The organism is Microbaculum mangrovi, from assembly GCF_051390635.1.
In the GTDB taxonomy this organism is placed as follows: domain Bacteria; phylum Pseudomonadota; class Alphaproteobacteria; order Rhizobiales; family Tepidamorphaceae; genus Microbaculum.
This window is the reverse complement of record NZ_JBPODT010000001.1, coordinates 758149-770461: the sequence shown is the minus strand read 5'-3', so window position 1 is coordinate 770461 and position 12313 is coordinate 758149. Positions and strand designations below refer to the sequence as shown.

The window sequence follows — 12313 nt, the reverse complement described above, 5'->3', positions numbered from 1 at the left end:
TTACTCGGACTCGCCTTCCGGAGCCTTGGCTTCCGCAGCCGCACCTTCCTCGGCACCTTCCTCGGCCGCCGCTTCCTCTTCGCTCTTCAGAGCGGCCGGGGCGGCAACTGTGGCGACGGTGAAGTCACGGTCGGTAATGGTCGGCGTCACGCCTTCCGGAAGGGCAATCGCCGAGATGTGCAGCGAGTCGCCGATGTCGAGGCCGGTCAGATCCGCGACGATTTCGTCGGGAATGGCGTCGGCCGGCGCGTTCACCTCGATCTCGTGGCGCACCACGTTGAGGACGCCGCCGCGCTTGATGCCGGGGCTGTCTTCCTCGTTGACGAAGTTCACCGGAATCTCGACGGCGATCGTGGCGCCCTTGGTCAGGCGCAGGAAATCGACGTGGACCGGGAAATCCTTGACGGGATCGAGCTGGAAGTCGCGCGGCAGGGCACGAACCTTCTTGCCGTCGACGTCGATCTCGAACACGGTCGTCAGGAAGTGCCCGCCCTTGATCTTCAGGGCGATTTCCTTGTGGTCGAGCGTAATGGGGGTGGCAGATTCCTTGCCGCCGTAGATAACGGCGGGAATGCGTCCAGCGCGACGTTCGGCACGGGCGGCCCCCTTGCCGACCCGTTCGCGCGCCGCCGCCTTGAGCGAAACGGTCGCTGACATGTCGTAGTCTCCTCGAAATGAAAGGGCCGACCAATCGGGCCGGCTCCGGTTGCCCGTCTCCTCCAGGGGTGCGGACGGGCACGCGAGAGGGCTTATAAGGCAGGCGGGGCCTGGAGGCAAGAAGCCGCGACGGCAGTCCGTGACCGGGCGGCCCGCGACCCGGTGGCCATGACCTCGCGTTACGTGACAAACGCCGTTTCACGGCGCATGGTCGCGGGCAACCGCGTGCCGGAACGGAGATGGCGATGCTGGAAATATGGGGCCGGACCAATTCGATCAACGTCCAGAAGGTGATGTGGACGGTGGGTGAGATCGGCCTGGCGCATGTGCGCCACGATGCCGGGGGCGCCTACGGGGTGGTCGATACCGAGGACTATGCCGCGCTCAATCCGAACCGGCTGGTGCCGACGATCCGCGACGGCGACGTGGTGCTGTGGGAGTCGCACGCGATCGTCCGGTACCTCGCGGCGAAATACGACGACGGCGGGCTTTGGCCGACCGATCCGGCGGTTCGCGCCAATGCCGACCGCTGGATGGACTGGACGGCGAGCACGCTGAACGCGCCGATGCGCACGGTATTCTGGGGGCTGATCAGGACACCCCCGGAGCAGCGCGACGACGCGGCGATCAAGGCCGGCGTCATCGCGCTTGGCCGGGCGTTCATCCTGCTCGACGCCGCGCTGGAAGGCCGCGACCATGTGGCGGGCGAACGGCTGACGATGGGCGACATCCCGGTGGGATGCGCGACCTACCGGTATTTCGGGCTCGATATCAAACGTCCCGATCTGCCGAACGTCGAGGCGTGGTACGCGCGCCTCGCCGAAAGGCCAGCCTTCCGGGAACACGTGATGCTGCCGCTGACGTGACGCAGGCGCGCGCCGCCGGATTCAACGGATTCAAAGGGACAACAGACGAGAGGAGTACGATGTCGGAAACGCAACCCACGAAGACCTTCCTGATCACCGGTGCCTCGTCCGGCATCGGCGCGGCCACGGCCCGCGCGGCCGTCGCGGCCGGCTATCGGGTTGCGCTGGCGGCGCGCTCCACCGACAGGCTTGCCGCGCTGGCCGAGGAACTCGGCGGACCTGAGAGGGCGATTGCGGTTGCCTGCGACGTCGCCGACCACGCCGCCCAGCAGGCGATGGTCGCGGCGACGCTTGCCGCGTTCGGCCGGATCGATGTGGTTCTCGCCAATGCCGGCATCGGCTCGACGGCGGCGGGCATCGAGACCGGCGACCCGGACAACTGGCGGGAGATGATCCTCACCAATTTCTACGGGCTGGCGCTGACGGCCAAGGTGTGCCTGCCCGAAATCCGCAAACGCCGGGGCCACATCCTGCTGCTGGGATCACGCGCCGGACGCCGCACGATCAAGGGGTCGATTTACGGCGCGACCAAATGGGCGGTGACCGGGCTCGGATACAACCTGATCGACGAACTCGAGGGCACCGGGGTGCGCTGCACGCTGGTCGAGCCGGGGATGGTCGATACGCCCTTCTTCGAGGCCCCCAAACCCGATGCGCTCAAGGCCGAGGACGTGGCGAACGCGATCCTCTACGCGGTGTCGCAGCCCGCTCACGTGGACGTGTCGGAAATCCTGGTGAAGCCGACGTCTCACTGAACGCTCCTAACGGCGCCTTGTCAGGAGACCTGTCGTAACAACGACGGGAAACACCTTCGCTAGGAGACTTGCATGTCCGCACTGAGCCACATCACCCTGGGGACCAACGACAGCGAACGCGCCGGCCGCTTCTACGACGCGGTTCTGGGCGTTCTGGGCTTCGATCGCCTGGCCAAGCCAGCCGGCGCGCCGCCCGCCTACGAGAGGGACGGCCGGATGCCGACCATCTACATCTACACGCCGGAAGACGGACGCCCGGCGACATGGGGAAACGGGACGCATGTGGCGTTCGTCGCCGAGACCCGCGAGCAGGTGCACCGTTTTCACGAGCTCGCGTTGCAGCACGGGGGAATGGACGAAGGACAGCCGGGGCCGCGCCCGCACTATGGCGACACCTACTATGCCGCCTATGTGCGCGACCCGGACGGCAACAAGCTGCAGGCGGTGTGCTACGCGACCGGCTAACCGGTCGCGGACAGCCGCTGGCGACCGGCGGCGAAGGGGGTCAGTCGAACAGGCTCGACACCGACTCTTCGCTGGCGGTCCGGCCGATCGCCTCGCCGATCAGCGGCGCGATCGACAGGACGCGGATGTTGTGGGCGACCCGGACGGCTTCCGTCGCCTGGATCGAATCGGTGATCACCAGTTCGGCCAGCCGCGAGGCGGTGATGCGGGCGACCGCGCCGCCGGACAGGACGCCATGGGTGATGTAGGCGTGAACGCCCGTTGCACCTTTGGCAAGCAGCGCGTCGGCGGCGTTGCACAGGGTGCCGCCGGAATCGACGATGTCGTCGACGAGCATGCACGTCATGCCCTCGACATTGCCGATGATGTTCATGACCTCGGATTCGCCGGGACGCTCGCGGCGCTTGTCGACGATGGCGAGCGGGGCGTCGATGCGCTTGGCCAGTCCGCGCGCGCGCACCACGCCGCCGACATCGGGGGAGACGACCATCAGCTTGGAAAGGTCGAAGCGCTCCTTGATGTCGCGCACCATGACCGGCGAGGCGTAGAGATTGTCGGTCGGGATATCGAAGAAACCCTGGATCTGGCCGGCATGCAGATCCATGGTCAGCACGCGGTCGGCGCCGGCGCGGGTGATCAGGTTGGCGACCAGTTTCGCCGAGATCGGCGTGCGGGCGGCCGGTTTGCGGTCCTGGCGGGCATAGCCGAAATAGGGGATCACCGCGGTGATGCGCTTGGCCGAGGCGCGGCGCAGCGCATCCGTGATGATCAGCAGTTCCATCAGGTTGTCATTGGCCGGGAACGACGTCGACTGGAGGACGAAGACATCCTCGCCACGGACGTTCTCCTGGATCTCGACGAACACTTCCATGTCGGCGAAGCGCCGCACCTGGCATCGGGTGAGAGGCGAATTCAGATAGGCGGCGATCGCCTCGGCGAGGGCCCGGTTCGAGTTGCCTGCGACGAGTTTCATATTTTTTCCCAAGCCCATGGCCGCTGAAGGAATTGCGGGGTCGGCGGGACGACCGCGCGGCGCGGGCTAAATAGCAAGGCCTAGGACAAGGTGCAAACGGGAATCGGGACCAGTGTCGTCGCGGGCCGGTCAGCAACACCGCGATGCCGTACCGTCACCGGCCTGTATCGGCGGACATGGGACGTCGCCATAGGAGCAGAACACGCAGCAGTCGCCGGGCTTGGGCCGCAACAGCGTGTGGCAGTCACGGCATTCGTAGAAGTACACGCAGGCGTTGTCCGGCATCTGCTCGGTCTGCCGGTGCCCGCATTTCGGGCATGTGAGGGTCGAAGTGTGGTGCATCGCCCCGGACATATCCGTCTCCGCTGCTTGCACGACGCCGTCCGTGCGAAATCCGTCGCGGGCGTGGCCGTGACGGCCCCAGTCTACTGCTCCTGCGGTATCAGCGCCAGCACGCCCGGGGCAGCGGATGCCGCGGCCGTGTCGGCGGAAGTTCCCCAGGCGGCGTCGAGCGCACCCTGCGCGAACTTGGCGATCTGGCGGACGCTGCCCAGTGCCTTGCCGCCGCGATCGGCGACGGACCAGATGATCGCGACGATCTGGCTGCCGCGCACGGGCGGGGCGACGGTGGCTTCGCCGCCGATCACGTAGTCGGCGTCCCGCGGGGTGGCGACCCGGGCGCCACCGGCGGCCTCGAGCTGGCCCGACAGGGCGTAGGTGAGTGCCTTGGCGCCGTCGCCGGTCGCGCCGGCCACGTCCGACAGAAAGTAGGTGAACCGCGGCGGTTCGGGCATGGCGGCGGCGTCCGCCGCCGCAGCCGAGTGGAGCGCCGCGGCGTCGGGAATCCGTCCGCCGCGTCCCGTCGCCATCGCCTGCGTCTTGGTCAGGCCGGCCCGGGTTCCCGCGGTCGGGGCCTCGGCGTAGGAGGACCCGGCGCCGGGCGGCGGCGGGTCGCTGGCGAGCGCGGTGGTGGGCGCGCCGCTATCGAGCCAGCTGCGCAGCTCGTCGACCGTCTGGCGGGCCATTTTCTTCAGCGTCTCGTCCGGAATGCCTGACCAGGGGTCGGGCAGGGCGGCGGGAACGGATTCGGATCCCGAGATCCGGTGTACGCGAGTGCCTTCGGCGTTGAAGATGTCCCAGACGTAGCTGACCTTGGTCGTTCCGCCCTGGGCCACGGCATTGAAGTAGCCCTTGATGCGGAACGTCACGTCGGGTTTGTCGCGGCCGATAATCGGCAGGTTGCTGGCGGCGGCGCCGGCGCCGAGTTCGGTTGCCAGCACGGTCGCGCGATCCTCGGGAATGCCGACGACCGGCTCGAAGGCGAGTGCCGTCTTGGCGGCGGCCGATTCCTGGCCGACCGGCGGCGTCGCTTCAGCGGTCGGCGGGGTTCCGGTCGCCGGGCCGTTCGTCTGGCAGCCGCCGAGCAGGCCCGCGACGATCGCGAGGCCCAGCAGGGCCGTCCGGCGCAATCCGGTTGTTGTTGCTAGGGAAACCATGCTCCTGACCGTCGACGCCTTATCCGCGTGTTACGGCCCCGCGCCGTCTGCGGTTCGTATCGCTATTTGACGATGAGGTCCAGCGAGGCCGTGGACAACGGTTCGCCGCCGGATTCCGTCACCAGCGAGGTGCGGCCGAGGCACATGGCGGTTCCGGTGTCGGAATCCATGATGATCATGTGCGCGAACATCACCATTCCCGGCTCCAGAACCCAGGGGTTGCCGGTGTAGAACATCGGCCAGTCCATCCAGGACGGGGTGAATTTGGCGCCCAGCGAGTAGCCGCAGGCGGCCAGGCGGTGTTGTTCGAGCCCGTGGGCGTCCATGACGCGGGCGTGGGCGTCGAAGACCTCGCCGGCGGTGCGGCCCGGCGCGATGGTCGCCTCCACCTCCCGCAACGCTTCCAGCGCTGCGGCGTGAAGCGCGACGTGGCGATCGCTCGCCGCGCCGACGCACACGGTGCGCATCAGCGCCGCGTGATAGTGGCGGTAGACGCCGGCCCATTCCAGCGTGATCTGGTCCTGCCGGTCGAGCGTGCGCCGGCCCGCCTTGTAGCGGCAGAGCAGCGCGTCGGCGCCGGAGCCGATGATGAACTCGTTGGCCGGATAGTCGCCGCCGCCGGCGAAGACCGCGCCCTGCATGGCGGCCAGCACCGCGCCTTCGTCTGCGCCGGGCGCGATCTCGGCGAGGGCTGCGTCATAGGCGGCATCGCCCAGTTCCGCGGCCTTGCGCACATAGGCGATCTCGGCGGGTGACTTCACCGCGCGCAGACGGGTGACGAGCCGCGAGGCGTCCTCGAGGGTGCAGACGCCGTCCAGGGCCGCGTCGACGGCACGGCCGTTGGCGGCGACGAGACCATGGCTCTCATACTCGACGCCGAGCCGTTTGCCCCGGGCGCCGAGCGCGGCGAGCATGTCCTTGAGCTGCCCGGCAGGCGTCGCGCCGGCGGCGTCGGTCCAGATGCGGATGTCGGCGATGTTCGAGGTGCGCTGCGCCTGGCGCAGGTCGGCCGAGCGGGTCAGCAGCGCCGTCGTGCCGTCGGTGCCCACATAGAGGCACTGGAAGAAGCAGAAGCCGAACGTGTCGTAGCCGGTCAGCCAGTACATCGATTCCTGGGCGAACATCAGCAGACCGTCGAGGCCGGCGACCTCCAGCGCCGCGTCGAGCCGCAGGCGGCGCGCGGTGAACTCCGCTTCGTCGAAATGCAGGGCCATCGGCGCTCACGCCTCCAGCGCGATCGCGGCGATCAGGCGACCGTAGTCGGGCTCGCGACGATGCGTGGTGCGGCGGAAGGAAAAGAACATGTCCTCTTCGGCGTAGGTGCAGCGGCGTAGATCGACCACCGTGCCGACGTCGGCGTGCCCGAGCCGGTTGGCGGCATAGGCCGGCAGGTCGAAATGCGGCTTTGTCGCGCCGCCGTCGGACCTTTCCGGTTCGGCGAAGTAGCGCGCGTTGGCGGGATCGGCGGCAAGGAAGTTGTCGCGGAAGTCGTGGCCGATCTCGTAGTTCGCCTGCGAGATCGTCGGCCCGATGACGGCGACGATGCGCTCGCGCCGGGCACCGAGCCGCTCCATCGCCGCAACGGTGGATTCGAGCACCCCGGCGAGCGCGCCGCGCCAGCCGGCATGGGCGCCGCCGACGACCTTCGCGACCGGATCGGCGAACAGGACCGGCGTGCAGTCGGCCGTCGAGATGCCGAGCGCCAGCCCCGGCACCGCCGTGACGACGGCGTCGGCTTCGGGGCGGTCGTCTTCGGCCCAGGGCCTGTCGACGACCAGCGCGACGTCGGAATGATACTGCCAGGGCGTCACCAGCCGGTCGCGGGAGACCCCCATCGCGTCGGCGACGCGGCCCCGGTTCTCGTGAACGCGGGCGGGATCGTCCTTCGAGCCGAGGCCGATATTGAGGCTGCCGTAGACGCCCTCCGAGACGCCGCCGTGGCGGGTGAAGAAGCCGTGGCGGATGCCCGGCAGGGCGAGGGCGTCAGCTTCAATCTTCATGGGCGTCGATCTTCCTGGGCGGCGATGTGGCTTTCGAATGGGGTGCGGTCATGGCGTTCGGGGCGGCGGGGACGGTGGCGCGAAGTGGGGAACGTGTCAAACGCGCGGTATGTGCTGCCGCGTTTCCTGCCATTCTTCCTGCCGTGTTTCCTTCCGGGGGGCGGCGGATCACCGATCCTCGAACGGCGGCGGGGCGGCCAGGCCGGGCGAGGCCAGGGCCAGCACCTTGAACAGGGTGCCCATAGCGCCGGCGCCGGTGAGGCGCTCGAGTGCAAGCGTCAGGTCCTGGGCGGCGGCGCCCGACGCGCGCAGCCGCTCGGCGCGCAGGCCGATGCCGAGCGCGGTCAGGAACGAGCCCTGGGTGATCGGTCCGAAGGCGGCGGCGCCGGTCGCCGTCGCGGCTTTTGCGAGCGCGGCGAAATCGACATGGGAGGTGAGGTCGGCCTCGCCGGGGGCTTCCAGCGGATCGGCGAACGCCTTGCCGCGCAGGCCCTGCAGGCTGTCGCCGTGGGCGGGCTCGCGAAAGCCGTAGTCGACGATCAGGGCGAGGCCGGGATCGGTCGCAAGCCGCGCGCCGATCCTGCCGGCGATCTCGCGGGCGGCGGGACAGTCCTCGTGGATCGTTCCCTCGGCGGCGTCGCGCAGGCCGCCGGGAATATCTTCGCCGGGACCGGCCGGACCGTCGACGAAGGCGAGCCTGTCGCCGGCGCCGATGCCGACCATCACGTCGCGCCATTCGCCGCCGCGCATGATGCGCTGACGGATCGGCAGGGCGTCGAAGAACTCGTTGGCGACCAGCAGCATCGGTCCGGCAGGCACCGTGTCGATCGATTCATGCCAGGTGGCGGAGAGCCCGGCTTCGGTCAGGCGGTATGCCTGGGCGGCGCGCAGGCGCGCGCTGGTCTCGACCAGATGGATGTCGACGGCCTCGATCAACGCGGGCAGCACCTTGAAGGTGCGCAGCATGTCGAGCATCAGCGTTGCCCGGCCCGGGCCCAGCTCGACCAGCCGGACGGGGGCGGGCGAGCCCATCGCCTGCCAGCCGTGGGCAAGCACCGCGCCGACGATCTCGCCGAACATCTGGCTGACCTCGGGGGCGGTGGTGAAGTCGCCGGCGGCGCCGATCGCCGGCTTCGCCATGTAGTAGCCGTGTTCGGGATGGCCGAGGCAGAGCGCCATGTAGCGCTCCAGCGGCAGCGGCCCGTCTTTCGTGATTTGCTCGCGGATGAGCGCCTCGAGCGCTTTCATGCCGTGCGTTTCGGCCGTTTAAGGGCGAAGGCGACGACGGCGAGGCCGATCAGCACCATCGGCAGAGACAGGAGCATGCCCATCGTGAGCCCGCCCCATAGGAAGCCGATATGGGCGTCGGGCATGCGGAACTGCTCGCCGACGATGCGGGCGATGCCATAGCCGATCAGGAAGGTACCGGTGGTCAGCCACGGGCGGTTCAGGCTCTCGTAGCGATGGGTCAGCAGCCGGAGCACCAGGAACAGGATCAGCCCTTCCATCAACGCCTGGTAGAGCTGGCTGGGGTGGCGCGGCTCGGGGCCCGCGAGCGGGAACACCATCGCCCACGGTACGTCGGCGGGCCGGCCCCAGAGCTCGCCGTTGATGAAATTGGCGATGCGGCCGAGCATCAGGCCGATGGGCGCCGCCGCCGCCGAGATGTCGGCCATCGCCGAGACCGGGCGGCCGCGCCACCACGCAAAGAGCAGCACCGCGAGCACGACGCCGAGAAAACCGCCGTGGAACGACATGCCGCCGGTCCAAATCTGCAGGATCTCGGCGGGGTTGGCGGCGAAATAGGTCGGATTGTAGAACAGCACGTAGCCGAGGCGACCGCCCAGAACGACGCCGAGCGTGGTCCATAGGATCAGGTCGTCGACGTCGCGCTTTTCAAGCGGCGAGACGCCACCCCAAAGACGCGCGTTGGCGACCTGGCGGAGCATGTACCACCAGGCGAACAGGATTCCGGCAATATAGGAGAGCGCGTACCAGCGGATGGCGAAGGGGCCGAGCGCGATGGCGACGGGATCGATCGCCGGGAATGGCAGGACGAATACAGGCATCTGGGCCTCCGGCGGCGGGTTGCGCCGGGCTGTGTGCCCGGCCGAGCGCGATCAAACGGGTGCCAGAGCTTTAGGGGTGTGCGCACGGCGAGGCAAGGGCATGGGTCGGGGGGATCCGCGACACTACCGGGGTGTGCCGATGCCGAGGGACGGTGAAGGCGCGCGTTGCAAAGACGCGTCGAGATCGTCAGGCCGGCTCCGAAACGCGCCACGCCGGAAAGCGAACGGCGCAACCAGCGCCCGTCGGCCGGAGCGGTGACGAAGAGGATCGGCGCGAAACGGCCCCGGGAAGACGGAGGAATTGCCCGCGCATCGCCCGAAACTCTCCCGTTCCGGTTGTGCCAGTTGATATGTTGCCGGTTTACCTCTACCTAAAAAATCCGCAGCCAACGAAAGATGTTCGTAACTTTCGTTAGGGGACATGCCTTGCGGATGCCGCATTGCGCTGCCATAGGAGATACGCCGGTACGGCCCGCGGTGGGACGTACCCTCAGGATTTCGGTCAGGACTGTCCTCCTAGGGGGGTGAATGGTTACCTATCCCGAATGTCTGAGATTGCCGGGCCGGACGTCGCGGCCCGGGTCTTTGGTTTGAATTCGACGGAATTCGGGACAGGAGTTTCCCATGCGCCAAAATGGCACCGTGAAGTTCTTCAATCATTCGCGCGGCTTCGGCTTCATCACGCCGGAAGAGGGCGGCAAGGACGTGTTCGTGCACATTACTGCACTTGAGCGTTCCGGTCTGCCGGCCCTCGACGAAGGCACCAAGGTGAGTTTCGAAATCGAGGAAGATCGGCGCGGTCGTGGGCCCCAGGCCGTCGGTATCGAGCTGGCCTGATCGCCTCAAGCGATCAAAGAAACGTCGCGACGCCGCCGGAGCGATCCGGCGGCGTTCGCATTGGCGGGCGCAACTAAAGACGCATTCGCGGTGCTTCGGCCGTCGTCTTGAACTCCGGCAGTGGTGTGCCCATTGTCTGTAAAGCGAATCGACAACAGGGAGTCGGGCGCAGATCGCTCGAAACCAGCATGCCGCAGTCCAGCAATCGCATCCTCGACGAGTTCGCGCGCTTCATGACCGACGCGGCCGGTGTTGCCAAGGGCGTTCGTTCGGAAGTCGAGACCGTCGTGCGCACCCAGGCCGAGAAGGTGCTGCGCGACCTCGATGTGGTCCAGCGCGAGGAGTTCGAAGCCGTCAAGGCGATGGCAGCCAAGGCGCGCGAGGAAAACGAGGCGCTGAAGAGCCGTATCGCCGCGCTGGAAACGGCTGCGGGCATCGAACCGCCGGCGGCGCCGAAGAAGGCCGCCGCCCGGAAGGCGACGACGCGCAAGCCGGCTTCAACAAGAAATTCGTCCGCCGCGAAATCCAAGGAGTAGGGCGGGGTGGCGGGCCTCGTGACGGATCGAAGGCGTCATCGTTAACAGGGTGTTAACGGAAAACATCCATAACAAGTAGCCGACCCTGTTCCGGCCACGATATATTGGCCCCATGCCGCGATTCGCCTCTGTGCCGCGACGATACGCCCGACGGGAAGTGGCCCCGGAACACGCCTCTTCGCCCGATCACCAGGCCGGCCCTTGCCGGCCCGTTTTTGTTTCTACCGGACCGGCGGCATACGGTCCGGTTGCTCCGCTCACGCCCAACGACCGAGAGGACAGGCCATGACACTCGTCGTCGATTTCGGCACCGAACGCCTGATCAACCCCGTCGATACGATCGAGCAGATCGCTGCGCTCAACGACTGGTCCTTCGACCGATCGGGCGATCACGAGATTACCATTTCGGTCACCGGCAACTGGACCGACTATCACATCTCCTTCACCTGGATGGACGATCTGGAAGCGCTGCATCTCGCCTGCGCCTTCGATCTGAAGGTTCCCGACGCGCGCCGGCGCGAGGTGATGGACCTGATGGCGCGCATCAACGAGCAGCTCTGGATCGGACACTTCGACCTGTGGGCCCAGGAAGGCGTGGTGATTTTCCGCCACGCGCTGCCACTGGTGGGAACCGAGACGAGCCCGCGCCAGTGCGAGGCGCTGCTCGACGCCGCGGTCGACACCTGCGAGCGCTACTTCCAGGCCTACCAGTTCGTGGTCTGGGCCGGCAAAACCGCCAACGAGGCGATTGAGTCCGCCCTGTTCGAGACCGCGGGGCACGCGTGAGTCTCCAGACGCTCGGCCCGGTCGTGCTCGTCGGGGCCGGAAAGATGGGCGGGGCGATGCTGGAAGGCTGGCTTGCGCGCGGCCTGCCGCCGGCCAGTCTGACGGTCCTCGATCCCGCGCCCTCCGCCGAACTGTCGGCGCTTGCCGCGGGCAAGGGATTTCATCTCAATCCGGTCTGTTCGACCACGCCGCCGCAGATCGCGGTTATCGCGGTGAAGCCGCAGGTCATGGATGACGTGCTCGGCGGCGTCGCGGCGCGCATCCCCGAGGCCTGCGCCGTGGTGTCGGTGGCCGCCGGCAAGACCATCGCCAATCTCGCCCGGCATTTCCCGCCCGGCCAGCCGATCATCCGCACGATTCCGAATACGCCGGCCGCAATCGGGCGCGGCATTACCGTGTGCGTGGCCAACGGCGAAGTCGACGCAAGCCAGCGCGCGGCGGCGTCCTCGCTGCTCGAAGCCTGCGGCGCGGTCGCCTGGATCGACGACGAGGCGCTGATGGACGCCGTGACGGCGGTGTCGGGTTCCGGACCGGCCTACGTGTTCCTGCTCGCCGAGTGCCTCGCCGAGGCAGGCGTGGCGGCGGGCCTGTCGGCCGACCTGGCCATGCAACTCGCCCGTGTCACCGTTTCCGGGGCCGGCGAACTGCTGAATCGCTCCGATCTCGACCCCGCGACGCTTCGCAAGAACGTCACCTCGCCGGGGGGCACCACGGAGGCCGCGCTCCGGGTCCTGATGGGCGAGGCGGGGCTGCGAGAACTGATGACCGACGCGGTCGCCGCCGCCACGAAACGCGGCAAGGAACTGGCGGGCTAGGGCCGGTCGCGGCGCATCGCCGCCTTGCGTGTCTGGCGCCATGGCCTATCTTTCGGTG

The 12313-nt window shown here is 68.0% G+C and carries 15 protein-coding genes; 7 read left to right on the top strand and 8 right to left on the bottom strand.

Annotated features, from left to right (window positions below; all coding sequences use genetic code 11):
- On the bottom strand, window positions 1–657 hold the full coding sequence (locus tag ACSF9G_RS03705; RefSeq protein WP_436638478.1) for a 50S ribosomal protein L25/general stress protein Ctc: 657 nt from the start codon (window positions 655–657) through the stop codon (window positions 1–3).
- Window positions 658–902: 245 nt separating this feature from the next.
- Here ACSF9G_RS03705 and ACSF9G_RS03700 point away from each other — a divergent pair, with 245 nt between their 5' ends.
- The 3 genes from ACSF9G_RS03700 to ACSF9G_RS03690 all read left to right on the top strand — a co-directional run bounded on the left by ACSF9G_RS03700 (window position 903) and on the right by ACSF9G_RS03690 (window position 2743).
- Entirely contained in the window at window positions 903–1523 is a 621-nt protein-coding gene (locus tag ACSF9G_RS03700; RefSeq protein ID WP_436638476.1) for a glutathione S-transferase family protein, read from the top strand.
- Window positions 1524–1582: 59 nt separating this feature from the next.
- Window positions 1583–2278 carry an SDR family oxidoreductase gene (locus tag ACSF9G_RS03695; RefSeq protein WP_436638474.1) on the top strand — a complete coding sequence of 232 codons (696 nt, stop codon included), beginning with the start codon at window positions 1583–1585 and terminating at the stop codon, window positions 2276–2278.
- 72 nt (window positions 2279–2350) lie between these two features.
- Entirely contained in the window at window positions 2351–2743 is a 393-nt protein-coding gene (locus ACSF9G_RS03690; RefSeq protein WP_436638472.1) for a VOC family protein, read from the top strand.
- A 40-nt stretch (window positions 2744–2783) separates the two neighbouring features.
- Here the strand turns inward: ACSF9G_RS03690 and ACSF9G_RS03685 are convergent, their stop codons facing one another.
- From ACSF9G_RS03685 to lgt, 7 genes are all read right to left on the bottom strand, one after another.
- Window positions 2784–3716: a ribose-phosphate pyrophosphokinase gene (locus ACSF9G_RS03685; RefSeq protein WP_436638470.1), complete on the bottom strand. Its 933-nt coding sequence runs from the start codon at window positions 3714–3716 to the stop codon at window positions 2784–2786.
- A 129-nt stretch (window positions 3717–3845) separates the two neighbouring features.
- A complete protein-coding gene (locus tag ACSF9G_RS03680; RefSeq protein WP_436639654.1) occupies window positions 3846–4058 on the bottom strand; it encodes a GDCCVxC domain-containing (seleno)protein in 213 nt (70 codons plus the stop codon).
- An 83-nt stretch (window positions 4059–4141) separates the two neighbouring features.
- A complete protein-coding gene (locus tag ACSF9G_RS03675) occupies window positions 4142–5212 on the bottom strand; it encodes a hypothetical protein (protein ID WP_436638468.1) in 1071 nt (356 codons plus the stop codon).
- 62 nt (window positions 5213–5274) lie between these two features.
- Window positions 5275–6426: a M24 family metallopeptidase gene (locus tag ACSF9G_RS03670; protein WP_436638466.1), complete on the bottom strand. Its 1152-nt coding sequence runs from the start codon at window positions 6424–6426 to the stop codon at window positions 5275–5277.
- A gap of 6 nt (window positions 6427–6432) precedes the next feature.
- The gene (pgeF, locus tag ACSF9G_RS03665; RefSeq protein WP_436638464.1) at window positions 6433–7212 is read right to left on the bottom strand and encodes a peptidoglycan editing factor PgeF; all 780 of its coding nucleotides are present in this window, start codon (window positions 7210–7212) and stop codon (window positions 6433–6435) included.
- 168 nt (window positions 7213–7380) lie between these two features.
- Complete coding sequence (locus tag ACSF9G_RS03660) at window positions 7381–8460, bottom strand: class I SAM-dependent methyltransferase (RefSeq protein WP_436638462.1); 1080 nt, start codon at window positions 8458–8460, stop codon at window positions 7381–7383.
- The gene (gene lgt / locus ACSF9G_RS03655; protein WP_436638460.1) at window positions 8457–9281 is read right to left on the bottom strand and encodes a prolipoprotein diacylglyceryl transferase; all 825 of its coding nucleotides are present in this window, start codon (window positions 9279–9281) and stop codon (window positions 8457–8459) included. Before lgt ends, ACSF9G_RS03660 begins: the two co-directional genes overlap by 4 nt.
- Window positions 9282–9905: 624 nt before the next feature.
- On the opposite strand from lgt, the gene ACSF9G_RS03650 reads away from it, so the two are divergent.
- The 4 genes from ACSF9G_RS03650 to proC all read left to right on the top strand — a co-directional run bounded on the left by ACSF9G_RS03650 (window position 9906) and on the right by proC (window position 12255).
- Window positions 9906–10118 (top strand): cold-shock protein, encoded by a 213-nt coding sequence (locus ACSF9G_RS03650; RefSeq protein WP_436638458.1) that lies wholly within the window; start codon window positions 9906–9908, stop codon window positions 10116–10118.
- Window positions 10119–10306: 188 nt separating this feature from the next.
- Window positions 10307–10654, top strand: coding sequence for an accessory factor UbiK family protein (locus tag ACSF9G_RS03645; protein ID WP_436638456.1), 348 nt, complete (start codon window positions 10307–10309; stop codon window positions 10652–10654).
- A 285-nt stretch (window positions 10655–10939) separates the two neighbouring features.
- A complete protein-coding gene (locus ACSF9G_RS03640) occupies window positions 10940–11440 on the top strand; it encodes a type III secretion system chaperone family protein (RefSeq protein WP_436638454.1) in 501 nt (166 codons plus the stop codon).
- On the top strand, window positions 11437–12255 hold the full coding sequence (gene proC / locus ACSF9G_RS03635; protein ID WP_436638452.1) for a pyrroline-5-carboxylate reductase: 819 nt from the start codon (window positions 11437–11439) through the stop codon (window positions 12253–12255). Before ACSF9G_RS03640 ends, proC begins: the two co-directional genes overlap by 4 nt.
- Window positions 12256–12313 lie beyond the last annotated feature (58 nt).